Below are 21,220 nucleotides of genomic sequence, written 5' to 3'. Positions count from 1 at the left end.
GCGGATTCGCTCCATCTCGTAGGAAAGGGCCACGCCAGTGAGCCTCGACGCGATCTGGACCGCCACGGCGGGACTCAAGGCGACCCAGGCGGCGATCAACATCGTCTCGCAGAACGTCGCCAATGCCGGCACGGCCGGCTATGTCCGCCGCACCATCGATACGGTGTCCACGGCACCGGGCAATACCGGCGTCGCATCCGGCGCGGTCACCCGCAGCTTCGACGCCGCCGCCCTCAAGCAATTGCGCTCCGAGACCGCCGGGGCCGGCTATACCGCCACCCGCGCGAACATCACGAGCCAGCTCGACAAGCTCTACGGCACGCCGGGTTCGTCGAGCGCCCTCGACGGCACGTTCAACACCTTCACCGAATCCCTGCAAGAACTGTCCGCGAGCCCGACCTCGGCCGCCGCCCGCAGCACCGTGCTGAGCAACGCCACCACGCTGGCGAGCCAGATCAACAGCGCCGCCGCCACGGTGCAGAACCTGCGCACCGGTATCGAGGCGCAGCTCGGCACCGATACAGCGATGGCCAGTTCGCTGCTGAAGAACATCGCAACCCTGAACTCGAAGATCCAGAACACGACCGACGATTCGTCCAAGGCCGACCTTCAGGACCAGCGCGATCAGGCGATCAACAGCCTGTCGAGCTACATGGACCTCTCCACGGTCGACCAGCGCGACGGAACCGTTACGGTCCTTACCGGATCGGGCGTGACGCTGGTGGACCGGGGCAATGCCGCGACGCTCAGCTTCGACGGGCGCGGCACTCTCAACGCCACGTCCACCTATTCCACCGACTCATCGAAGCGCACCGTCGGCACGATCACCGCGACGACGCCCGGAGGGGCGCAGATTGATCTCGGCGCTCCCGGTGCCCTGCGCTCCGGCACGCTCGCCGCCGAGTTCGACCTGCGCGATACGACCCTGCCGCAGGCCCAGCGCCAGCTCGACGACCTCGCCGCCGGCATGGCGACCTCGCTCACCAACAAGACCGTCACCTCCACCACGAACCCGGCGCAGGTCGACCTTTCGGGGATACAGGCGGGCAACACGCTCACCATCCCCGTGACCTTCACGGACGGCAGCGTCCGCAATGTGACGCTGGTGGCTGCCCAAGGCACCACCAAGGCCGTCGATCCGTCCGTCACGCAGGATTCCACGAGCTTCGCCCAGACCTTCGACGTCTCGCGGATGGCCACCGACCCCGAGGCCGCCATCAACGAAGCACTCTCCGCCATGAGCACCAACGCGGCGAAGGCGGGCTACAAGAACGTTCCGTCGATTTCGGCGAAGGTGACCGGCACGGTCGTGACCCTGGCCGGCGTCGCCGGTTCCAGCACGACGGTCAGCGGCGCGAGCGCCAGCATCACGCAGCCGAAGAACGCCTCCGACTTCGCGACCGGCTACCCGCAACTTGCGCTGTTCACCGACGGTACGAATTCGCTCTACACGGGCAGCGTCGATACCGGCGCGCAGATCACCGGATTCGCGCAGCGGATCGCGGTGAACACGAACCTCACCAACAACTCGTCCTACCTGACGGCCTCCGGCGCGAACGACCTGACGGCCTCCGGCGGCCGGGCGCAATCGCTCTTCACCGCGCTGACAACGACGCAGCAGACATTCTCGTCCGCGAGCGGGATCGGCGGCGTCACGGCGCCCTACACGGCGTCCGTCTCGCAATTCGCGCAGGATATCATCTCCGCGCAGGGTGGCGCCGCCAGCGCCGCAACGTCCCTCGACAACACCCAGCAGGTGGCGCTCTCCACCGCTCAGAGCCGGTTCTCCGCCACCGCCGGGGTCAACATCGACTCCGAGATGTCGAACCTCATCGCCCTTCAGACCGCCTATGGCGCGAACGCCCGTGTGCTCACTGCGGCTCGCGACATGCTCAACCAGCTGCTGCAGATCTGATGACCACGATCCCGCCCTTCGCGGCCGGCAGCTATGCCACCACCCGCACCACCTCTCAGCTCCTCACGCTGAAGTCGCAGCTGAACGACCTCACGAACCAGCTCAGCAGCGGGCTCACCGCGCAGAGCTATGGCGGCCTCGGAACCGGGCGCACCGCCGCGCTCTCGGCGCAGGCCTCGATCAGCGCCCTGAACGGCTACAGCGCGGTCATCGACACGGCGCAGACCCGGGCCAAGCTCGCCACCACCAGCCTGACGCAGGTGGCCACGGTGGCGAGCGATACCAACGCGACCCTCCAGAATGGCCTCCAGAGCACCTCGACGGATACCCAGGCCGCCCGGTCGACGGCGCTCAACAACCTGAACGCGGTGCTCGACGCCCTCAACCAGTCGGACGGCAGCGTCTACCTGTTCGGCGGCAAGAAGGGATCCTCCCCGCCGGTCCTCGACGCCGACACGATCCTCAACGGCACGACCAACGCCAATGGGCCGGTCGACGGCCTCACGACCATCGTGGCCGATCAGGTCCTCGGCGATGTCGGCAAGAATCAGGATGGCCGTCTTCCATCGAGCGTATCGGCCAACGTCGTCACCCTCACGGAAGGGCCCAGCGCCCGTCTGGCCAGCCCCGATGGCCCCTTCGGCTTCTCCGTCGCCACGCTGCCGAAGAGCAGCACCGGCGCGATCACGTTCGGGCAGGGTGGAACGCCGGTCGCCACGTCGATCACGGTCGGCTCTCAGCCGACGGCGGGTGACACGGTGACCGTGACGCTCACCCTGCCGGACCAGTCGACGACCTCGATCACCCTGACCGCGGCATCGTCGAGCACGAGTTCGGGCGCGAACACCTTCACCATCGGCGCGACGACCAGCGCCACGGCCGCCAGCCTGCAGACCGCCCTGGCGAGCGCGATCGGGAACGCCGCCACGACGACCCTGTCCGCCAACGCCACCAAGCGGGCCACGACCAATTTCTTCGCCGCCAAGACGGACGGGACCCCCGCCAACACGACCTCGCCACAGCGCGTCTATTTCAACGCGGCCGGCGACCCGACCTACACCCACTCCGCGAGTTCGACGACCGGGGTGAAGCAATCGGTGATCTGGTATCAGGGCGAGGTCGCCCCCGACTCCACCGCCCGCGCGTCCCAGACCTTCCAGGTCGGCAACAGCGCCACGGTGCAGCTCGGCGCGCGGGCGAACGAGGCGCCGATCCAGAGCGTGCTCGCCGGCCTCGCGACGGTGGCGCTGGGTATGCCGACGGGCAGTCTGGCGAGCAACTCGCAGGCGTATCAGGCGGTGGTGAGCCAAGCCGCGCCGCTGCTCTCGACGAACACCACGGGCGAGAGCGTGCAGGACATCGTCACCGAATTCAGCCTCGCCTCGGCCCGGATGTCGAACGCCAAGACCGCCAACACCGCGCAGCAGAGCACGCTGCAGGATACGGTCGACGGCATCGAGCAGGCCTCGACCGAAGAGGTCGCCACGAAGCTCCTCGATCTCCAGACACGCTTGCAGGCGAGCTATCAGATCACGGCATCGCTCTCGAAGTTGTCATTGGTCAATTACATCTCGTAGCGCTCCCTATGAGCGGCGGACGACGGTGTGACTTCACACTGTCGCCGCTTTTCGGGCGTGTCTCACGCCGCTGGACGTTCAGGCCGAAGCTTGGCCACGCCGAACAAGCCTCCTCTTCGGCGGGAAGCCCTGAATGTCGGGAGTGATGGGGTATCGGATGCAGTCTCGCGAGCCTGTCGAAGAGATCCGCCGCCTCGGATCCGCTCCTGCGATCGGGGCGATCGTGCTGGCCGAGCATGTGATCGACACGCATGTGGCCGGCTTCGCGGCCATGAACGAGCGCTCGGTGGCCCTCGACGCGCTCCTGCGCGACCTCGCCCGGCTGCGCCGGCGGGAGCCCGGCCTCGACGGTTTCATCACCGAGATCGAGGGCTACATCGACGCCCTGCATCGCGACCTCGGCCGGCTCGCGGCCTGATGCTCCGGCCCCTCTCGATCCTCGTGTGCGTCCTGGCCGGAAGCGTCGGCGCCAGCGCCCTTGACCTCGATCTGGCGAAGATCGCGCCGACCATGGAAGCCTGTCCCGGACGGCCGGGCTTCGTGCGGTTGCCGGGCGCGCAGAATTGCACCCGCCTCTCGGGCCGGGTGGCGGCGGGCCTCAATGCGCACACCGGTGCGGGCGGCACGGCAGCCGCGCCCGTGGTCGCCGGCCGCATCGCCGTCGACAACAGGGCGGAGACCGACCTCGGCGAGGTCCGCACCTATGTCCGCGTCGGCAACGGCCGGCGCTGAATCCTCAGAGCGAGCGCGAGACCACGAGCGGACCGCTGCGCGCGCCGCGACCATAGGGGGAGGGCGCTGCGCGTGCGCTCCCGTAGCCGGTGGGCGCCCGCGACTTGGCGATGTCGTCCGCGAGCGAGCGGATCAGCCCCTCGCAAACCGTCCGCGCCGTGGCGAGCACAGCTTGGTTTGCCTCGACGGCGGCGGTGAAGGACTTGTGCGCCTCGCGCAGGGTCGCGACGCCTTGCGGGTGGAGCCGCGCCATCGCCACGGCATTCGCCTTGGCCGCCTCCAGACCCCGCATGTAGGCGGCGGCGAGGTCCGTCTTCGGCTCGGCCGCCACGACGCCGTCCTTCAGCCGACCGGCGCGAATGTGGCCCGCCTCCTCGTCCAGCACGGCCTTCAGGGCATTCATGTTGGCGAGAACGCCCGCCACCAGCGCCTCGGCGCCGGCCCGGTCGGTGATCCGCACCAATTCAGGCGCCGACATTGGTCGCCCCCTGCATCTTCATCATCTCGCGGAACACCGAATCGGCGATGCCCACGCCGCCACTCTGCACGATCTTGTTGGCGTATTCCTTCGTGAGCATCGACCGGTAGACGCCGCCGCCCGTGCCGTTCTCGCCGAGCGGGCCGTCCGTGCCCTCGGACTGGGTCATGCGGTCGAGGCTGTTTTCGAGGAACATCTTCTCGAAGTCGGTGGCGGTCTTTTTGACCTTCGTGGCGCTGGCCGGGCTGACATTCGTCGAGGCGGTGCTCTCTGCGACGCTTCCGGCGATCGACTGGGCGACCCCGACGGCGGCGCTCGCCGCGATACTGGCTAGCTGGATCATTGGTCGTCTCCCCTCACATGAGTTCGATGTCGGCCTGAAGCGCGCCCGCCGACTTGATCGCCTGCAGGATCGAGATCAGGTCGCGCGGCCCCACCCCGAGGGCGTTCAGCCCGTCCACGAGGTCGCGCAGGCTCACGCCCTCCTTCACGAGGGCGAGCTTGTTGCCGTCGCCGGTATCGACCTTCACCCCTGTGCGCGGCACCACCACCGTCTGGCCGTTGGAGAGCGGCGCGGGCTGGCTCACCTGGGGCTGCTCGGTGATCGTGACCGTGAGGTTGCCCTGGGCGATGGCCACCGTGGACACGCGGACATCGCGGCCCATCACGATGATGCCGGAGCGCTCGTCCACCACCACGCGGGCGGCCTGATCCGGCTCGACCTTCAGCTGCTCCACCTCGGTGATGAGCCGCATCATGTTGCCGTGGTACTTCGCCGGGATCTGGATCGTGACCGTGGCCGGATCGGTGGGTTCGGCGGTGTCGGCGCCCATGAAGTCGTTGATCGCGGAGGCGATCCGCTTCGACGTGGTGAAATCCGGGTTCCGGAGCGACAGGCGCAGGTTGCGCGCGTCATTCAGCTTGAACGCGATCTCGCGCTCGATATTCGCGCCGTTGGAGATGCGCCCGTTTGTCGGCACGCCGCGGGTGATCTTGGCCGCGTCGCCTTCCGCCGAGAAGCCGGCGATGGCGATGGATCCTTGAGCCAGCGCGTAGACCTCGCCGTCGGCGCCGAGCAGCGGCGTCACGAGGAGCGTCCCGCCCTGCAGGGATTTCGCGTCGCCGAGCGAGGACACGGTCACGTCGATCCGCGTCCCCTGGGCGGAGAAGGGCGGGAGATTCGCCGTCACCATCACCGCCGCGAGGTTCTGCGTGCGCATCGTGGCGCCACGGGTGTTCACGCCGAGCCGTTCCAGCATCGCCTGGAGCGACTGCTTGGTGAACGGGATGTTGTTCAGGGTATCGCCCGTGCCGTTCAAGCCGACGACGATGCCGTAGCCGACGAGCTGGTTCTGGCGCACGCCCTCGATGGAGGCGAGGTCCTTGACCCGCGACATGGCGAGGGCCGGCGCCGCCAAGGCCACGAGCGCGAGAAACGCTGCGGCGAGGGCCGGGATCAGGCGGGTCGTCGGGAGACGGGAATGCATGCCGGGTTCGGTGAGGTGGCGGGGCCTGTCCGGGTAACGCCAGCGCCGTGCCAAACGCGCCGAGGGCGTAAGTGCCTGTTTCCGCGAAGTTTCCGCGCAGAGGCCGCTCGGCGGGGCAGGGCCGTTTCCTGCCGACCCGGCAGGTTCTGCCGCCCCGTTTACTGCCGCTTAACCCTACGGGCCGAGTGTCGGCGTATTCCCACTGGTCACGTCTGAGATCATGCGCGTCGATTCCCGCCAGCCGATCCGGACGACCGTCGGCGTCTCGGCCGGGCGTCGAGACGAGGCGCGGGGCTTCAGCCTCGATGCCACGCCGGACGCGCCGTCCCACACGTCTGGCCCCGCCGCGGCGGCGACGCTGGCCGGCCTCGACGCCGTCCTGCTGCTTCAAACTGAGACCGACACGCCGCACGAGCGCCGCCGCCGCACCGCCCGGAGGGGTCACGACCTGCTCGACGGGCTCGACCGCCTCAAGGCGTCGATCCTTGGCGGCCGAGTCGGCCCGGGCGAGTTGCGCGCGGTGGCCTCCCGTCTCGCCGAGCGCGCCGGTTCCTCCGGCGACCCCCGCCTCGATGGCCTGATGGCCGAGATCGAGCTGCGCGCGGCGGTGGAGCTTGCCAAGCTCGAGATGCGGCGCGGGGTATAAGACCGTTGCTCGTGAACTCTGCCGGATGTAAGGAATATTCCTTACATCTACGGAGACGAGCCAATGGGCACGCTTCTGAAGGAGCGCAGCCGGATCACAGCCAAGGGGCAGACGACCGTGCCGAAATCCGTTCGGCAGGCGCTCGGCGTCAGCTACGGCGGCGAGATCGGCTACGTCGTCGATGAGAACGGCGTCAGCCTCGTCAAGGTGGGCGGCGAGGAGAGCGATCCGGTGATCGAGAGCTTCCTTGCCTTTCTGGCCAAGGACATGGCCAACTCCCCCGGCGAGAGCATCCGGCCGTTTCCCCCATCCCTGGTGGAACGGCTCGTGGCGGCAACGGACGGTCTCGACGTCGACCCCGATGCGGAGATCGTCGGCTCGGTCGATCTCTGATCCATGAGTGCAGAGGAAGGCTGGACGATCCTCGCCCATCCGCTGCTCCTCGACCAACTCGAGCGGCTGACGGCGGCGGTGGAAAAGGCCCGCAGGACGGATCCGGTCGGCTACGGCGCCACAGCAAATGCCAAGCTGCTAACCGTTCTGCGTAAGCTCATCTTCGAGACGATCCCCGCCGATCCCACGCGCAGCGACTATCGCCAGGGCGATACTCTGGGTCGGGAGCACAAGCACTGGTTCCGGGCGAAGTTCGGCAACGGTCGCTTTCGCCTGTTCTTCCGCTACGACAGCCGGAGCAGGGTGATCATCTTCGCCTGGGTCAACGACGAGCAGACCCTGCGCACGCGGGGCGCCAAGACCGATGCCTACCGCGTCTTCAAGGGCATGCTCGACAAGGGCGACCCGCCCGACGATTGGGAGGCGCTTCGCAGCGCGGCTACCCGCTTTCCGTGAACGGCCGCGCTATCCCAACCGCCGCCGCAGGCCGCCCGCCGCCGGCTGTGGGGCGCCGGGTGCCGTCTCCACGCCGAGATCCGGCACCGCGATGATCGGCGCGCCGCGCAGGTCGCGGCGGGTGACGATGGCGCCGCGCTCTTCGAGGAAGGCGAGCATCCGCCGAGCCCGGCCGCCCGAACTGGTGCCGTAGGCGTCCGCCAGCGCCGCGTCGGTGGGGCAGGGCGCGCCCTCGATGGCGGCGCGGGCCACCACCAGGAACAGCCCTGCGAGGTCGTCCGGCAGGCCGGCAGCGATTTCTTGTGCCCTCTCCCAGCCCGAGCCGTCGCTCACCGCGCTCCCGCCCTCGGCCCGCGCCACGGCGAGGCGGCGCTTGAATTCGGGGAGCGATAGGGCCTCGCCCCGGATCCGGCGGATGCGGCAGCGGACGGTGAAATCCTGATACAGCGTCGCGGGCGTGCAGGTCCCCGCATCCGCGTCGCCGATCACCGAGTGAAGCACCTCGGCGATGATGGACTCGCGTTCGGCGGGGTCGAGGGCGTCCTCCTCCGGCTCCTCCGCCGGCGTCGGGGGACGATAGGCGGCGAGTTGCGACAGCACGTCCTGCACCGGGGCGGGCTTGGGCTGGCGGCGCACGGGGGGAGCCTCGCCGCGGGGCTCCGGCGTCAGGATCAGGGCGCGGGCATCCTCGATGTCGCTGGGCAGGGGAAGGAGGCCCGGCGCGGCGGCGCGGCTCACCGTCTCCGTCGCTCCCACGGCGATGGTCATGGGCCGGCGCGACAGGGCGGGGCCGAGCCCCACGAACTGCCCGCGCGGCAGATCGCGGAACGTCTCGGCCTGTCGGCGCTCCATGCCGAGCAGATCGGCGGCGCGCGCCATGTCGATGTCGAGGAAGGTGCGGCCCATCAGGAAGTTCGAGGCTTCCGCCGCGACGTTCTTGGCGAGCTTGGCGAGGCGCTGGGTGGCGATCACCCCCGCGAGGCCGCGCTTGCGGCCCCGGCACATCAAGTTCGTCATGGCGCCCAGGGACAGGCGGCGCGCCTCGTCCGAGACCTCGCCCGCCGCCGCCGGGGCGAAGAGCTGCGCCTCGTCCACCGCCACCAGCACCGGATACCAATGCTCGCGGTCGGCATCGAACAACCCGCCGAGGAAGGCGGCGGCGGCGCGCATCTGGCCGTCCGCGTCGAGGTTGTCGAGGGTCAACACCACCGAGACCCGGTGCACGCGCACCCGCACCGCCACCCGCTGGAGCGCGGCGTCGTCGCCATCTGCCTCCACCACCACATGGCCGTAGCGCTCCGCGAGGCTCGCGAAGTCGCCCTCCGGGTCGATCACCGCCTGCTGGACGTACCCGGCGCTCTGTTCGAGCAGCCGGCGCAGCAGGTGCGACTTGCCGGAGCCGGAATTCCCCTGCACCAGCAGCCGCGTGGCGAGCAGTTCGGTCAGGTCGAGGAGAGCCGGGCGGTCGCCCGTCAGTCCGAGATCGATGTCGCAGCGCATCCCACCCCTCTATCACGCCTTGTGCCCGAGAGGCGGGTCGGCCATGCGCCTGTCCACGGCTTCGCGCCTGGACCGGCGGCGCCGGGCCAGCTAATCGCCTCGCCCACTCCTCACGAACCGACCGGATTTCCCCGATGGCGGCCTGCGGCCTCGACTTCGGCACGTCGAACACGACCCTCGGCCACCGCGCGCAAGGCGGCCCGGTGCTGCTGCCCCTCGAAGGCACGCACCTCACGGTGCCGAGCGCCATCTTCTTCGAACCGCGCCGGGAGCCGCTGATCGGCCGCGCGGCCACGGCCGCCTATGTCGCGGGCAAGCCCGGCCGGCTGATGCGCGGGCTGAAGTCGGTTCTCGGCACACCGCTGATCGAGGAGGCGACACCGGTCGGCCGCGAGCGCCTGCGCCTGCGCGACGTCATCGCCCGCTACATCGCCATCGTGAAGGCCCGCGCCGAGGAGCAGGCCGGCACCACCTTCGACGCGGTGGTCCACGGCCGCCCGGTCCATTTCGTGGACGGCGACGCGGAGGGCGACCGCCGCGCCGAGAACACCCTGCGCGAGATCGCCCGCGAGGTCGGCTTCCGCGACGTCGCTTTCCAATACGAGCCCATCGCCGCCGCCCTCGATTACGAGCGGCAAGTGGAGCGCGAGGAGATCGCTCTGATCGCCGATATCGGCGGCGGTACCTCGGACTTTTCCATCGTGCGCCTCTCGCCGGAGCGGCGGCGGAAGGCAGACCGGGCGGCGGATATCCTCGCCAATGACGGTGTTCGCATCGGCGGCACCGATTTCGACCGGCAGCTCAGCCTCGCCACGGTGATGCCGCTGCTGGGCTTCGGCAGCGCGATGAAGCGCGGCGATCTCGCCGTGCCCGGCGCCTATTATCACGACCTCGCCACCTGGTCTGCGATCAACCGCCTCTACGACGGGCGCACCCTGCGCGAGATCGACGACGTGCTGCGCGATTGCGCCCGGCCGGATCTCGTCGGACGCCTGCGCACAGCCGTCGAGGAGGAACGCGGCCACGCTCTCGCGGGGACAGTGGAGGCGGCCAAGATCGCCGCGTCCGAGACCGGCGCGGCGTCCATCGACCTCGGCCCCATCGAGCGCGGCCTTTCGGCGTCCCTCGACCGGAGCGGCCTCGCCGCCCAGACCGGGGGGCTCGCCCGTGCCGTCGCCGCGCGGATCGGCACCTGCCTGCGTCAGGCGAATTTGCCTGCCGAACGGATCGATGCCCTGTTCCTGACGGGCGGCTCGACCGGGCTTCCGCATCTGCGCGCCGCTTTGGCCGGTTGTTTGCCCGAAGCGCGGATCGTCGCCGGCGATACGTTCGGCTCGGTGGGCCTCGGCCTCACGATCGCAGCCGAAACCTATGCCGGCCGTGCGCGCGCCGAGGCATGATCCGTATTGCGGACAATTCAATCGCCAGCGTCGAATCAAGTCTCGACATTCGGTTGGGAGAGTATCGAGGTTGATGAAACCTTGGCGCGGTGGAAACTGAAATCGCCGGAAAACTTGAAATCTTCGGCGAGTCATAGATTGCATTAGTCCTTGATCAACGATTTGTGATTAGGATTTCCTCAGTCCAAAAGGGGCGAGGGCCATGCGGAAGATCTTGTCGACGTTTGCCAACGATGAGGGCGGTGCCACCGCCATCGAATATGGAATGATCGCGGCGCTTATCGCGGCCGTCATCATCGGAACCCTACAGGTCGTCGGTACCAGCCTGAACGCCAAGTTCGGCTCGATCTCGGCCCAGTTGAACTGACGTGACCGGATGGGGCGCGGTCGCGTGTTGACGCGGCCGCCCCGATTTCCGAAAAGGCGCGCCCCTTCGGGAGCTAGGCGGCCCGGCCGCGCCGCTGGATGCTATTCAACTCGTACGTCTTCCTGCTCGCCTTCCTCCCGGCCGCCCTCGTGCTGCACGGGTTGGTCGTGCGGGCCGCGCCGCGCTGGCGCCTGCCGCTCCTCGTCCTGCTGTCGTTCGTGTTCTACGGCTGGTGGGACGTGCGCTTCGTGCCGCTGCTCGCCGGCTCGATCCTCGTCAATTGGCTGATCGCCCGCGCCTTCCTGCGCAGCTCTCCGCGCTGGCTGATCCCGGCGGCGATTGCGGGCAACCTCGCCCTGCTCGGCCTGTTCAAATACGCCGATTTCCTCGCCGACCTCGCCGATCGGCTGCCGGGGATCGACGCGCCGAAGCTCGGATGGGCGCTGCCGCTCGGCATTTCGTTCTTCACCTTCCACCACATCATGTACCTCGCCGACCTGCGGGCGGGCCGGGCGCCGCCGATCGGGCTGGTGAAGTACGCGCTCTACATCGCGTTCTTCCCGCAGGTTCTGGCCGGGCCGCTGGTCCGCTGGTCGGAGATTCTCCACCAGTTCGAAGAGCGGCCTTATGCGCGACCCGACGCGGCGGAGCGCTTCGGCCGGGGCATGATCCTTCTCGGCGTGGGGCTCGCCAAAAAGGTGTTCCTGGGTGATCCGCTGGCCGCCTATGTCAACCCGGTGTTCCAGGCGGCGGCGCAGGGCAAGGCGGTCGCCTTTGCAGAGGCGTGGCAGGCGGCTCTCGGGTTCACTTTCCAGATATATTTCGACTTTTCCGGCTATACCGACATGGCGCTCGGCATCGCGCTGATGTTCGGCCTCGTCCTGCCGCAGAATTTCGACGCGCCGTACCGCGCCGCCTCGCTCCAGGATTTCTGGCGGCGCTGGCACATGACCCTGTCGCGCTTTCTGCGCGATTACCTGTACATCCCCCTGGGCGGGAACCGGCACGGGTTGCCCCGGCAGGTCGGCGCGCTGTTCGCCACCATGGCGCTGGGCGGGTTGTGGCATGGGGCGGGGCTCACCTTCCTCGCCTGGGGGGCCCTGCACGGCGCCGGCCTCGTGGCCGGGTTCCTGGCACGCCGGGCCGGCTTGCGGATCCCCACGCCCCTCGGCTGGCTGATGACCGGCCTGTTCGTCACCCTGACTTGGGTACTGTTCCGCGCGACATCCTTCGAGGCGGCGCTTGCCGTCTACAAGGGCCTCGCCGGGTTCACGCCCGGCGCCTCGGAGTTCAAGTGGCGGGCCATCGCCGTGGCGGCCGTCGTCGCGACCCTCGGACCCACGGCCTGGAACGCGGTCCACCGCCTACCGCCCCGGCGCAGCCTGGCCTTGCTGGTCGCCGTGTTGTTCGTGGTCGCGCTGCTCAAGATTGGCGACGATGCCAACTATGAGTTCATCTACTTTCAATTCTGACGGCATCGCGCCGGCCTAAAAAAATTTGGCGACGAGATCGTCAGTCCTATCATTCATTTGCGGGTCGATGACGCGAATTGAGGCTTGCGACCGTGGCAACCAAGCCGCAGGGACGAACGCAGTGCGGCCGAGGCCGGATGGAACGGTCGCGCCGCGTTGTGGTGGCACCGAGCCTCGACTATACGGCACTCGAATTATCGCCGCATACCGGCCACCCTGTTCGAAAGAGGGCGACGCATGGCGAAGGTGACTCTGGAGGACGGCTACGTCCCGTCCGACGCCGAGCCCTTCATGAATGAAAGGCAGCGCGAATATTTCCGCCGCAAGCTGCTGAATTGGAAAAGCGAGATCCTGCGCGAAGCCCAGGACACGCTGACCGCGTTGCAGAGCGAGAACGAGAACCATCCCGATCTCGCCGACCGCGCCTCGTCCGAGACCGACCGCTCCATCGAGCTGCGCGCCCGCGACCGGCAGCGCAAGCTGACCGGCAAGATCGACGCCGCCCTGGCGCGGCTCGAGGACGGCTCCTACGGCTATTGCGAGGAGACCGGCGAGCCGATCTCCCTCAAGCGCCTCGACGCGCGGCCCATCGCGACCCTGTCCCTGGAAGCGCAGGAGCGCCACGAGCGCCGCGAGCGCGTCTATCGGGACGATTGAACGGCACTCCGGCGACCCTATCCTCGCCGGGCGCGATGGCGCGCCCTTCGGAGCTTCCATGCGAACCCTGCTTGCCGTCGCGCTTGTCCTCGCCCTGGGCGCCTGCGGGGAGTCGAAGCCCGGCCCCGCTGGTCCGCCCGGCCCGAAGGGGGACCAGGGTCCACCGGGTCCCCAGGGTCCCGCCGGCCTCAACGGCGCCACCGGGGCGAGCGGTCCCGCCGGCCCGCAGGGCGCCAAGGGCGAGCAGGGGCCGCCCGGTCCTTCGGCCAGCAGCCAGATCCGCCTCGACGTCGCCTGCCGCAAGGACGAGGAGTTGATCGGCGCCTATTGCCGCGGCATGTCGGTGCTGCCTTCGGTGAGCCTCACCGACGGAGTCGCCACGGTGGCCTGCATCGACCTCGCCTCCAAGCCCGCCAAGGACGCCACGCCCGTGGCCGTGTGCATGAGGAAGCCGTGAGACTCGCCCCGATCCTCATCGCCACGCTGCTCGCCGCCGCGCCCGCCCTCGCCGAGCCGTTCGTGCCGAGCGACAAGCGGGCCGTCGACCTCGTGAAGGCGCATATCACCGATGGCTACGTCACGGTGGGGCGGACCATCGCCCATGCGGAGCGGATCAGCCGGGGGGCTTTCGCGCTCACTGGCTACCAGGTCGAGCAGCGGCCGAACGAGCCGTTCACGCATGTCCGCATCTGCTATCGCCTCGGCCTCGACGCGCCCGCCTGCCCGGTCGAGTATCTGGTCGGTACGAATCCGCCGCATGTCGAGCCGTCCGACCGCTACGACGGGATCGGCCGCGACCTCGAACATGGGCCCCGCGCTTTCCTGAGGGCGCTAGCCCGCGAGGCGGCACTCCAGCGCCAGCCTGAGATGCTGCGCCAGATCCAGGCGGCCCTCGACCCGTTCAATCCCTACGATTGGCGCTAGCGCCGTCGTCGAACGGGCTGGTTCGACCGGCCTTCCTTCTTCCGTCCTCATCCTGAGAGTCTTGCCGGAAAGGTCGCGTCCGCCTCCGTCATTGCGAGGAACGAAGCAATCCAGGGACGCGCCACGGTCGGAAGCGACTCGCCCGCCCCTGGATTGCTTCGCTCACGCTCGCAAAGACGGCGAGGTGTAAGGCGCCGTCGCGACTTTCTCTGTCGGGCTTTCAGCATGAGGCGGAGGTTCGGGGCCGCCACAAGGTGAACGGCCGCCGCTTTAGAACAGGCGGGGAAAGCCCATCAGCCGCTGCGGCGCGAAGGGCGCGATCGGCACGGACGGGGTCCGGCCGGTCGCCAGATCGGCGACGATCTCGCCGGTGATGGGCCCGGTCGAAAGCCCGATATGGCCGTGGCCGAAGGCGAAGATCAGCCCCCTGTGGCGAGGGGCGAGCCCGATCACCGGCATTCCGTCCGGTGTCGCGGGGCGGGAGCCGAGCCAGGGCTCGTTGTCGATGGGGCCGCCGAGACGAAGGGTCTCCGCCGCCTCGCGGCTCGCCGCTTCGATCTGCGAATGGTCGGGCTTTGCATGGCGCGCATTCAGCTCGACGCCCGAGAGCACGCGCACCCGGTCCGGCCCCATCGGCGCGATGATCGAGGCCGCGCCGGTATCGAGGACGGGGCAGGTGAGGGGTGGGCTGTCCGGGTGCAGCGCGTAGTGCCGGTGATAGCCGCGCTCCGCCGCCACGGCGAAGCGATAGCCGAGGCTCTTCGCCAACGCGCCGGAGGCCGCGCCCGCCGCGAGGACGACCTGCTTCGCGCGGAGCGTCCCGCCCTCGTGCGTCAGGCTCCAGCCTTCGCCCTCGGGAGCGAGGCGGATGACGCTGCCATGGACACGCCGGCCGCCGCTCGCAGCGAAAAGGGCCTCGCAGGCCTCGATGAGGCGTCCGGGCTCGCGCACCGAACCGGTTTCGGTGAGCAGCATCCCCTTGGCGTAGTGGCGCACCAGGGCGGGCTCGCGCTCCCGCAGCGCGTCACCGTCGAGGATCTCGAAGGCGACCCCGTGGCTCTGGAGGATGTCACGCTCGAGCGCCGCTCCGGCGAAGGCATCGTCCGTGCGATAGGCCTTGATCCAGCCGGTGCGGGCGAGGCGATCCGTGGTGCCGGCCCTGGCCGCCAGGCGCTCGTGGGCGGCATAGGCGGCGCTCGTCAGCGGAAGGAGCGAGGCGGCGGCCTCGCGCCAGCGCGACTCCCGCGCGCTCGCCAGGAAATGCGTCAGGTAGGGCAGGATGCGCGGAAGATGCGCGTAGTCGAGCCGCAAGGCCTTGTCGGCATTGCGCAGATAGGCCGGCAGCTTGCCCCACAGGGCAGGGCTCGCCATCGGCAGGATCGAGCCCCGACTCACCACGCCGGCATTGCCGAAGGAGGTCCGCGCCCGCGCCTCGCCGGGATCGCACAGGGCGACGTCGAGCCCGCGCTCGCGCAGGGCAAGGGCGGAGGCGAGGCCGACCATACCCCCGCCGATCACCGCAATGTCCGCACTCTGGTCCATTCCGCCACCGCTGTCGGCTCGCCCGAAGGGCGCCTTGTGGCGGATTCGCACGAGCCCGAACAGGTGCGCCGGAGGAATGGCTACGCTGTCGCGGTCCATCGCATGCCGCCTTTCGTCGGTCTGCAGCGCGATCCGGGGTGGGAGTTTCGCGGCGGTTTGCTAAGGAGCGAGCATGACCCTCGTCCGCTTCGCCCCATCCCCGACCGGCTATCTCCATATCGGCAACGCCCGGCCGGCGCTGCTCAACGCGCTGTTCGCCCGGCGCCATGGCGGGACATTCCTGCTGCGCCTCGACGACACCGATCTCGCCCGTTCCACTGAAGCCTTCGCGCAGGCGGCGCGCGAGGATCTGGAATGGCTCGGCATCGTGCCGGATCTCTTCGCCCGCCAGAGCGACCGCAAGGCCGAGCACGACGCCGCCGCCGAGCGGCTGAAGGCGGCGGGACGCCTTTACCCCTGCTACGAGACACCGGAAGAGCTCGACCGCCGCCGTAAGCGCCAGCTCGGGCGCGGGCAGCCGCCGATCTACGACCGCGCCGCCCTCAAGCTCACGCCCGAGGAGCGCGCCGCCTTCGAGGCCGAGGGCCGCCGCCCGCATTGGCGCTTCCTGCTCGAGGCCCGCACGGTCTCCTGGGACGATCTCGTGCGCGGGCCGGCGCATATCGATTGCGCCTCGCTCTCGGACCCGGTGCTGATCCGCGAGGACGGCACCTACCTCTACACGCTGCCCTCCGTGGTGGACGACATCGATTTCGGCATCACCCACGTGATCCGGGGCGAGGACCACGTCACCAATACCGGCGTGCAGGTGCAGATCTTCGAAGCCCTGGGCGCCCCCGTGCCGGTCTTCGGCCACCACAATCTCCTGACCACGGCGGACGGCGAGGGTCTGTCGAAGCGCCTCGGGCATCTCTCCCTGCGCGGCCTGCGCGAGGCCGGCTACGAGCCCGCCGCCGTGCGCTCCCTCGCCGTGCTCACCGGCTCGGCCGAATCGGTGCGGGCGGTGCAGGGCTTCGACGAACTCGCCGGGCTCATCGACCTCTCGGAGATTTCCCGCGCACCGGCGAAGTTCGACGAAGGCGATCTCGACGGCCTGAACGCCCGCCTCGTGCACGCCATGCCCTACGCCGAGGCCGCCGCGCGCCTGCGCGCCATGGGCGTCCCGGACGCGCAGGGCGAGGCTTTCTGGCTCGCGGTGCGGGCCAATCTCGGCAAGGTCGGCGAGGCGGCCGAATGGTGGCGCGTGATCGAAGGCCCCATCGCGCCGCATGTCGAGGACGCCGCGCTGGTCGCCGCCGCCCGCGAAACCCTGCCGGAAGGCCCTTTCGACGGCGAGACGTGGAAGGTCTGGACCAACGCCGTGAAGGCGCGCACGGGCGCGAAGGGACGGGCGCTGTTCATGCCGCTGCGCCTCGCGCTGACGGGGCTCGACCATGGGCCGGACCTCGCCGGCCTTCTGCCGCTCATCGGCCGGGAGCGGGCGCTGGAACGGCTGTCGGCTTAGGGAAAGCTCGCCTTAACCATCCGGGCGCGAGATTCGGGCATCCGGAATGGAGCGATTCAGGCATGACCGAACTGACGCACGAGAACGCGCACGCCGTCGACCGGCTGACCCTGCACCTGTTGCAGGATGCCTATTTCGATGTGGTCGCCGTCCTGCGCGGTGCCCAGCCTAAGGCGGCCGCCGCCATCCTCGCGGTGATGGAACAGCGTGTAACCAACACGCTCACCCGCATCGAGCGGGACGATGAGAATGCCGTCGTCGCGACCGCCGTGGGCGCGCGGCTCGACGCCATCATGAAGCAGGCGCACGGCCCGGTAACGACGGCGCAAGCCGCCTGAACGCCGTTAAACCACATCCACGAGGCGCATCGCCAGGATCTTGTCGATGCGCCGCCCGTCGAGATCGACCACCTCCAGGCGCCAGCCCGAGACCTCGCAGGTCTCGCCCGTCTCGGGCAACCGGTTGAGCGTCGCGATCACGAGGCCGGCGGCCGTTTCGTAATCGCGTCCCGGCGGCAGGGTGAGGCCGAGATGGTCCGCCATCTCGTCGGCCGGCATCGAGCCGGCGATCAGCCACGATCCATCCTGCCGCCGCACGGCGTCCGGCTCGGGATTCTCCGAATGGAAGGCGCCCGCGATGGCGTCCAGGATGTCGGCGGGCGTCACCAGGCCATCGAAATGGCCGTACTCGTCATGGATCAGCGCCATGGGCGTCGGCGCCTTGCGCAGGGCGTCGAGGGCATCGAGCGCGTCTACCGTATCGGGTAGGACCAGCGCGTGGCGGGTCTGGGCGCGGATGCGGACGCGTAGATCCGGCCCGTCGGTTTCGAGCAGCGCCGGGATCAGGTCGCGCACCTGCACGACGCCAATCATCGCGTCGGGGTCCGCTTCCGTGACGGGCAGCCGCGCGTGCGGGCTGGCGCAGAGCAGGGCGCGGATCGCCGCTTCGTCGCGGGACAGGTCGAGCCAGACCACGTCGGTGCGCGGCGTCATCACCCCACGCACCGCCCGGTCGCCGAGGCGCAGCACGCCCGAGATCATCGCCCGCTCGTCGCCCTCGATCACGCCCGCAGTCTCGGCTTCGGCCACGAGGCTGCGGATCTCCTCTTCGGTCACGGCGCTCGCGCTGTCGGTCTTCTGGCCGATCAGCCGGAAGACGGCGCGGGTGGAGGCATCGAGCAGCCACACGGCCGGGCCGGCGAGGCGCGCGACGACCCGCATCCCCGGCGCGACCGCGCAGGCGATGACCTCCGGGTTGCGCAGGGCGAGGTGCTTGGGCACCAATTCCCCCACGATCACCGACAGGTAGGTGATCGCGCCGATGACGAGAGTGTAGCCGAGCGTGTCGGCCCAGCCCCGCGACAGCCCGGCCTCGATGAGCGTGAGGGCGAGCTTGTCGCCGAGCGCCGCGCCCGACACCACACCCGACAGGATGCCGATCAGCGTGATGCCGATCTGGACCGTCGAGAGGATCCGGCCCGGTTCCTCGGCCAGGGCGAGCGCGACGGCGGCGCCCGACCGGTTCGCCGACGCCATCGTGCGCAGGCGGCTCTTGCGCGCCGAGACGATGGCCAATTCGGACAGGGCGAAGACGCCGTTCAGCGCGATCAGCAGGGCGACGACGGCGAGTTCGAGCAACTTCGGTGTCGTCGCGCCCGCAAGGCGTCCTCTGATGGTCGTGGACACACCAGATGGGATGGGGCGGGCGGCCGGTCAACGCCGGCCACCCGGGAGGCCTCAGCAGCCGCAGCCGTAACCGTAGCCATAGGACGGCGCGTAGCCGTAGCCATAGGCCGGGGCGTAGCGATAGCCGTAACCGTAGCCACCGTACCCAGCCGGGTAGCTGTAGCCCGAATATCCGCCGTAGCCGCCGTATCCGCCATAATAGCCGCCGGTCGCCGCACCCGCCGCGAGCCCGAGGCCCAGGCCGATCCCGGCGCCCGCGAGGCCGTAGCCGGGGCCGCGGCCGTAGCCGTAGCGGTGCCCGTAGCCATAGCCGTAGCCGCGATAGCCGCCGAATCCACGGTGGTAGCCGCCGTGATAGCCCCCGAAACCGCCATGGTAGCCGTAGCCGCGATAGCCCCGCGCCTCGGCCGCCGGAGCGGCGACCAGAGCCGCGCACAGGGCGGTGCCGGCCAGCATCATAAGCTTCATATCAATCGCTCCCGATCGGATGATCAACATCCGTGCGGAGAACAGCGGCGCTTTAACGCTTCAGCAAGCATTCGCGTGAGGGCTCGGTAGTCGCGCCCATGGGAAGACCGGCGCCGTGGGCCGGTCGGTGACAGCGACGCCAGCCCTTGCTATGCGGCAGGAGCCTCCGGCCCCCGCCGACCGATCGCCCATCGCGTGTCCCGCGAATCGGCCCCGTCGCGGCGTATACGAGCCGGATCGAAGCTCTGAGACGATCCGAATGAACATTTTCGCCCAGTTCGAGGCGCGTGTGCGCGAGGCCCTTGAGGCGCTGACCCGGAACGGGACGCTGCCGGAGGGGCTCGATTTCGGCCGCGTGGTCGTCGAGCCGCCGCGCGATCCCTCGCACGGCGACCTCGCCACCAACGCCGCCCTCGTGCTGGCGAAGGAGGCCAAGACCAACCCCAAGGTCCTGGGCGAGGCCCTCGCGCAGGAATTGCGTGCCGATCCCCGCGTTGCCGAGGTGTCGCTGGCCGGGCCGGGCTTCATCAACCTGCGGCTCCAGCCGGAGGTGTTCCACGACGTGGTGCGCGCCGTGCTCGCCGATCCTGCCGGCTTCGGCCGGGTGCGCCTGCCGGGCGGGCCGGTCAACGTCGAGTACGTCTCCGCGAACCCGACCGGGCCGATGCATGTCGGGCATGGACGGGGGGCGGTGTTCGGCGATGCCCTGGCGAGCCTCCTCGTCGCCGCCGGGCGGCAGGTAACGCGCGAGTACTACATCAACGACGCGGGCGCGCAGGTCGATGTGCTGGCCCGCTCGGCCTATGAGCGCTACCGCGAGGCCCTGGGCGAGCCCTTCGCCATCGGAGAGGGGCTGTATCCCGGCGATTACCTGAAGCCGGTCGGCGAAGCCCTGGCGCAGGCCCATGGCCGGACGCTCCTCGACCGCCCGGAGGCCGAATGGCTCCCGGCCGTGCGCGAGACATCGATCGCCATGATGATGGACATGATCCGGCAGGATCTCGCCGCGATCGGCATCGCGCACGACGTGTTCTTCTCGGAGAGTAAGCTCCACGAGAGCGGCGCGGTCGGCGCGCTCCTGAACGACCTGCGCGGGCGCGGCCTCGTCTACGAGGGCCGGCTTCCGCCGCCCAAGGGCCAGCTGCCCGAGGATTGGGAGGACCGCGAGCAGACGCTGTTCCGCACCAAGGATTTCGGTGACGACACCGACCGTCCGCTGCTGAAATCGGACGGCAGCTTCACCTATTTCGCCGCCGACATCGCCTACCACCGCGAGAAAGTGCTGCGCGGCGCCGAGGAAATCATCGACGTGCTCGGCGCCGACCATGGCGGCTACGTCAAGCGCATGCAGGCGGCGGTGAAGGCCGTCAGCGACGGCAAAGCCACGCTCGACGTGAAGCTGTGCCAGCTGGTGCGGCTCCTGCGCGCGGGCGAGCCGGTGAAGATGAGCAAGCGGGCCGGCGAGTTCGTGACGCTGCGCGACGTGATCGACGAAGTCGGCCGCGATGCGATCCGCTTCATGATGCTCTTCCGGAAGAACGACGCGACCCTCGATTTCGACCTCGCCAAGGTGGTCGAGCAATCGAAGGACAACCCGGTCTTCTACGTGCAATATGCCCATGCCCGCGTCCGCTCGGTGCAGCGGCAGGCCCGTGAGGCCTTCACCGGCGCCGACCTGTCGCCCCAGGCGCTTCTGGCGGAGGGCGACCTGGCGCCGCTGACCGATTCGGGCGAGGCGGAGATGATGCGGCTGATCGCCCAGTACCCGAGGGTGATCGAATCGGCTGCGATGGCACACGAACCCCATAGGATCGCGTTTCACTTGTACGAGATCGCAGCTTCGCTGCATGGTTTCTGGAACAAGGGCAAAGACTTGCCGCAATTACGGTTTGTTAATGCAACCGATCGAAAGTCCACATGGGCGAGGTTGGCGCTCGTCGAGGCCGTTCGATCGGTGTTGGCCGACGGTCTCAGCCTCCTCGGGGTGAGTGCGCCGGACGAGATGCGCTAGCCCAAA

The 21,220-nt window shown here is 69.2% G+C and carries 23 protein-coding genes; 16 read left to right on the top strand and 7 right to left on the bottom strand.

The genetic code is table 11. The annotated features are described in order from the left end of the window. The first annotated feature begins 37 nt into the window (after positions 1 to 37). The 4 genes from flgK (at position 38) to ACS5Q7_RS04415 (ending at position 4,224) form a co-directional block, all read left to right on the top strand. Positions 38 to 1,915: a flagellar hook-associated protein FlgK gene (gene flgK / locus ACS5Q7_RS04430; protein ID WP_478338213.1), complete on the top strand. Its 1,878-nt coding sequence runs from the start codon at positions 38 to 40 to the stop codon at positions 1,913 to 1,915. Beyond that, positions 1,915 to 3,492, top strand: a complete 1,578-nt coding sequence (locus ACS5Q7_RS04425; protein WP_478338212.1) for a flagellin — start codon at positions 1,915 to 1,917, stop codon at positions 3,490 to 3,492. The genes flgK and ACS5Q7_RS04425 overlap by 1 nt, the downstream gene beginning before the upstream one ends. A gap of 157 nt (positions 3,493 to 3,649) precedes the next feature. Next, positions 3,650 to 3,910: a hypothetical protein gene (locus ACS5Q7_RS04420; protein WP_478338211.1), complete on the top strand. Its 261-nt coding sequence runs from the start codon at positions 3,650 to 3,652 to the stop codon at positions 3,908 to 3,910. Next, positions 3,910 to 4,224 (top strand): hypothetical protein, encoded by a 315-nt coding sequence (locus ACS5Q7_RS04415; protein WP_478338210.1) that lies wholly within the window; start codon positions 3,910 to 3,912, stop codon positions 4,222 to 4,224. The genes ACS5Q7_RS04420 and ACS5Q7_RS04415 overlap by 1 nt, the downstream gene beginning before the upstream one ends. Positions 4,225 to 4,228: 4 nt before the next feature. Here the strand turns inward: ACS5Q7_RS04415 and ACS5Q7_RS04410 are convergent, their stop codons facing one another. From ACS5Q7_RS04410 to ACS5Q7_RS04400, 3 genes are read right to left on the bottom strand one after another with little or no spacing between them, the layout of a single operon-like run. Then, positions 4,229 to 4,702, bottom strand: a complete 474-nt coding sequence (locus ACS5Q7_RS04410; RefSeq protein WP_478338209.1) for a hypothetical protein — start codon at positions 4,700 to 4,702, stop codon at positions 4,229 to 4,231. Beyond that, a complete protein-coding gene (locus tag ACS5Q7_RS04405; RefSeq protein ID WP_478338208.1) occupies positions 4,689 to 5,045 on the bottom strand; it encodes a rod-binding protein in 357 nt (118 codons plus the stop codon). Before ACS5Q7_RS04405 ends, ACS5Q7_RS04410 begins: the two co-directional genes overlap by 14 nt. Positions 5,046 to 5,058: 13 nt before the next feature. Beyond that, a complete protein-coding gene (locus tag ACS5Q7_RS04400) occupies positions 5,059 to 6,189 on the bottom strand; it encodes a flagellar basal body P-ring protein FlgI (RefSeq protein WP_478338207.1) in 1,131 nt (376 codons plus the stop codon). Positions 6,190 to 6,409: 220 nt separating this feature from the next. On the opposite strand from ACS5Q7_RS04400, the gene ACS5Q7_RS04395 reads away from it, so the two are divergent. The 3 genes from ACS5Q7_RS04395 to ACS5Q7_RS04385 all read left to right on the top strand — a co-directional run bounded on the left by ACS5Q7_RS04395 (position 6,410) and on the right by ACS5Q7_RS04385 (position 7,684). Next, positions 6,410 to 6,835 carry a flagellar assembly protein FliX gene (locus ACS5Q7_RS04395; protein ID WP_478338206.1) on the top strand — a complete coding sequence of 142 codons (426 nt, stop codon included), beginning with the start codon at positions 6,410 to 6,412 and terminating at the stop codon, positions 6,833 to 6,835. A gap of 63 nt (positions 6,836 to 6,898) precedes the next feature. Then, positions 6,899 to 7,228 (top strand): type II toxin-antitoxin system PrlF family antitoxin, encoded by a 330-nt coding sequence (locus ACS5Q7_RS04390; RefSeq protein WP_478338205.1) that lies wholly within the window; start codon positions 6,899 to 6,901, stop codon positions 7,226 to 7,228. A gap of 3 nt (positions 7,229 to 7,231) precedes the next feature. Continuing rightward, positions 7,232 to 7,684 (top strand): type II toxin-antitoxin system YhaV family toxin, encoded by a 453-nt coding sequence (locus tag ACS5Q7_RS04385; protein WP_478338204.1) that lies wholly within the window; start codon positions 7,232 to 7,234, stop codon positions 7,682 to 7,684. A 9-nt stretch (positions 7,685 to 7,693) separates the two neighbouring features. Here the strand turns inward: ACS5Q7_RS04385 and ACS5Q7_RS04380 are convergent, their stop codons facing one another. Beyond that, positions 7,694 to 9,184 (bottom strand): helicase HerA domain-containing protein, encoded by a 1,491-nt coding sequence (locus ACS5Q7_RS04380; RefSeq protein ID WP_478338203.1) that lies wholly within the window; start codon positions 9,182 to 9,184, stop codon positions 7,694 to 7,696. 134 nt (positions 9,185 to 9,318) lie between these two features. On the opposite strand from ACS5Q7_RS04380, the gene ACS5Q7_RS04375 reads away from it, so the two are divergent. The 6 genes from ACS5Q7_RS04375 to ACS5Q7_RS04350 all read left to right on the top strand — a co-directional run bounded on the left by ACS5Q7_RS04375 (position 9,319) and on the right by ACS5Q7_RS04350 (position 14,004). Then, positions 9,319 to 10,584 carry an Hsp70 family protein gene (locus tag ACS5Q7_RS04375; protein WP_478338202.1) on the top strand — a complete coding sequence of 422 codons (1,266 nt, stop codon included), beginning with the start codon at positions 9,319 to 9,321 and terminating at the stop codon, positions 10,582 to 10,584. A 202-nt stretch (positions 10,585 to 10,786) separates the two neighbouring features. Beyond that, positions 10,787 to 10,951: a Flp family type IVb pilin gene (locus ACS5Q7_RS04370; protein ID WP_478338201.1), complete on the top strand. Its 165-nt coding sequence runs from the start codon at positions 10,787 to 10,789 to the stop codon at positions 10,949 to 10,951. A gap of 98 nt (positions 10,952 to 11,049) precedes the next feature. Then, positions 11,050 to 12,423, top strand: a complete 1,374-nt coding sequence (locus ACS5Q7_RS04365) for an MBOAT family O-acyltransferase (protein WP_478338200.1) — start codon at positions 11,050 to 11,052, stop codon at positions 12,421 to 12,423. Positions 12,424 to 12,660: 237 nt separating this feature from the next. Next, positions 12,661 to 13,080 carry an RNA polymerase-binding protein DksA gene (gene dksA / locus ACS5Q7_RS04360; protein WP_243955466.1) on the top strand — a complete coding sequence of 140 codons (420 nt, stop codon included), beginning with the start codon at positions 12,661 to 12,663 and terminating at the stop codon, positions 13,078 to 13,080. A gap of 58 nt (positions 13,081 to 13,138) precedes the next feature. Then, the gene (locus tag ACS5Q7_RS04355; protein ID WP_478338199.1) at positions 13,139 to 13,537 is read left to right on the top strand and encodes a hypothetical protein; all 399 of its coding nucleotides are present in this window, start codon (positions 13,139 to 13,141) and stop codon (positions 13,535 to 13,537) included. Continuing rightward, positions 13,534 to 14,004, top strand: a complete 471-nt coding sequence (locus tag ACS5Q7_RS04350; protein ID WP_478338198.1) for a hypothetical protein — start codon at positions 13,534 to 13,536, stop codon at positions 14,002 to 14,004. Before ACS5Q7_RS04355 ends, ACS5Q7_RS04350 begins: the two co-directional genes overlap by 4 nt. 270 nt (positions 14,005 to 14,274) lie before the next feature. Here ACS5Q7_RS04350 and ACS5Q7_RS04345 read toward each other — a convergent pair whose 3' ends face one another. Next, entirely contained in the window at positions 14,275 to 15,645 is a 1,371-nt protein-coding gene (locus ACS5Q7_RS04345) for an NAD(P)/FAD-dependent oxidoreductase (RefSeq protein ID WP_478338197.1), read from the bottom strand. A 73-nt stretch (positions 15,646 to 15,718) separates the two neighbouring features. On the opposite strand from ACS5Q7_RS04345, the gene gltX reads away from it, so the two are divergent. Together gltX and ACS5Q7_RS04335 are read left to right on the top strand one after the other, a co-directional pair. Then, on the top strand, positions 15,719 to 17,050 hold the full coding sequence (gene gltX / locus ACS5Q7_RS04340) for a glutamate--tRNA ligase (RefSeq protein ID WP_478338196.1): 1,332 nt from the start codon (positions 15,719 to 15,721) through the stop codon (positions 17,048 to 17,050). Positions 17,051 to 17,112: 62 nt separating this feature from the next. After that, positions 17,113 to 17,388 carry a hypothetical protein gene (locus ACS5Q7_RS04335; RefSeq protein WP_478338195.1) on the top strand — a complete coding sequence of 92 codons (276 nt, stop codon included), beginning with the start codon at positions 17,113 to 17,115 and terminating at the stop codon, positions 17,386 to 17,388. Between the two features lie 6 nt (positions 17,389 to 17,394). On the opposite strand, the gene ACS5Q7_RS04330 is transcribed toward ACS5Q7_RS04335, so the two are convergent. Beyond that, positions 17,395 to 18,687 (bottom strand): hemolysin family protein, encoded by a 1,293-nt coding sequence (locus ACS5Q7_RS04330; RefSeq protein WP_478338194.1) that lies wholly within the window; start codon positions 18,685 to 18,687, stop codon positions 17,395 to 17,397. A gap of 99 nt (positions 18,688 to 18,786) precedes the next feature. After that, positions 18,787 to 19,203, bottom strand: a complete 417-nt coding sequence (locus ACS5Q7_RS04325) for a hypothetical protein (protein WP_478338193.1) — start codon at positions 19,201 to 19,203, stop codon at positions 18,787 to 18,789. A 259-nt stretch (positions 19,204 to 19,462) separates the two neighbouring features. On the opposite strand from ACS5Q7_RS04325, the gene argS reads away from it, so the two are divergent. Next, complete coding sequence (gene argS, locus ACS5Q7_RS04320) at positions 19,463 to 21,214, top strand: arginine--tRNA ligase (protein WP_478338192.1); 1,752 nt, start codon at positions 19,463 to 19,465, stop codon at positions 21,212 to 21,214. Positions 21,215 to 21,220 lie beyond the last annotated feature (6 nt).

The organism is Methylobacterium sp. Gmos3, assembly GCF_056430985.1.
The sequence above is the reverse complement of the archived record's forward strand: the minus strand, read 5'-3'. Positions and strand labels throughout refer to the sequence as shown.

What these genes read in the sequence shown, in the direction of transcription:
- ACS5Q7_RS04425 (WP_478338212.1), top strand. Translation starts at nt 1,915, where the DNA reads ATGACCACGATCCCGCCCTTCGCGGCCGGCAGCTATGCCACCACCCGC.
- ACS5Q7_RS04420 (WP_478338211.1), top strand. Translation starts at nt 3,650, where the DNA reads ATGCAGTCTCGCGAGCCTGTCGAAGAGATCCGCCGCCTCGGATCCGCT.
- ACS5Q7_RS04415 (WP_478338210.1), top strand. Translation starts at nt 3,910, where the DNA reads ATGCTCCGGCCCCTCTCGATCCTCGTGTGCGTCCTGGCCGGAAGCGTC.
- ACS5Q7_RS04410 (WP_478338209.1), bottom strand. Translation starts at nt 4,702, where the DNA reads ATGTCGGCGCCTGAATTGGTGCGGATCACCGACCGGGCCGGCGCCGAG.
- ACS5Q7_RS04405 (WP_478338208.1), bottom strand. Translation starts at nt 5,045, where the DNA reads ATGATCCAGCTAGCCAGTATCGCGGCGAGCGCCGCCGTCGGGGTCGCC.
- ACS5Q7_RS04400 (WP_478338207.1), bottom strand. Translation starts at nt 6,189, where the DNA reads ATGCATTCCCGTCTCCCGACGACCCGCCTGATCCCGGCCCTCGCCGCA.
- ACS5Q7_RS04395 (WP_478338206.1), top strand. Translation starts at nt 6,410, where the DNA reads ATGCGCGTCGATTCCCGCCAGCCGATCCGGACGACCGTCGGCGTCTCG.
- ACS5Q7_RS04390 (WP_478338205.1), top strand. Translation starts at nt 6,899, where the DNA reads ATGGGCACGCTTCTGAAGGAGCGCAGCCGGATCACAGCCAAGGGGCAG.
- ACS5Q7_RS04385 (WP_478338204.1), top strand. Translation starts at nt 7,232, where the DNA reads ATGAGTGCAGAGGAAGGCTGGACGATCCTCGCCCATCCGCTGCTCCTC.
- ACS5Q7_RS04380 (WP_478338203.1), bottom strand. Translation starts at nt 9,184, where the DNA reads ATGCGCTGCGACATCGATCTCGGACTGACGGGCGACCGCCCGGCTCTC.
- ACS5Q7_RS04375 (WP_478338202.1), top strand. Translation starts at nt 9,319, where the DNA reads ATGGCGGCCTGCGGCCTCGACTTCGGCACGTCGAACACGACCCTCGGC.
- ACS5Q7_RS04370 (WP_478338201.1), top strand. Translation starts at nt 10,787, where the DNA reads ATGCGGAAGATCTTGTCGACGTTTGCCAACGATGAGGGCGGTGCCACC.
- ACS5Q7_RS04365 (WP_478338200.1), top strand. Translation starts at nt 11,050, where the DNA reads ATGCTATTCAACTCGTACGTCTTCCTGCTCGCCTTCCTCCCGGCCGCC.
- dksA (WP_243955466.1), top strand. Translation starts at nt 12,661, where the DNA reads ATGGCGAAGGTGACTCTGGAGGACGGCTACGTCCCGTCCGACGCCGAG.
- ACS5Q7_RS04355 (WP_478338199.1), top strand. Translation starts at nt 13,139, where the DNA reads ATGCGAACCCTGCTTGCCGTCGCGCTTGTCCTCGCCCTGGGCGCCTGC.
- ACS5Q7_RS04345 (WP_478338197.1), bottom strand. Translation starts at nt 15,645, where the DNA reads ATGGACCGCGACAGCGTAGCCATTCCTCCGGCGCACCTGTTCGGGCTC.
- gltX (WP_478338196.1), top strand. Translation starts at nt 15,719, where the DNA reads ATGACCCTCGTCCGCTTCGCCCCATCCCCGACCGGCTATCTCCATATC.
- ACS5Q7_RS04335 (WP_478338195.1), top strand. Translation starts at nt 17,113, where the DNA reads ATGACCGAACTGACGCACGAGAACGCGCACGCCGTCGACCGGCTGACC.
- ACS5Q7_RS04325 (WP_478338193.1), bottom strand. Translation starts at nt 19,203, where the DNA reads ATGAAGCTTATGATGCTGGCCGGCACCGCCCTGTGCGCGGCTCTGGTC.
- argS (WP_478338192.1), top strand. Translation starts at nt 19,463, where the DNA reads ATGAACATTTTCGCCCAGTTCGAGGCGCGTGTGCGCGAGGCCCTTGAG.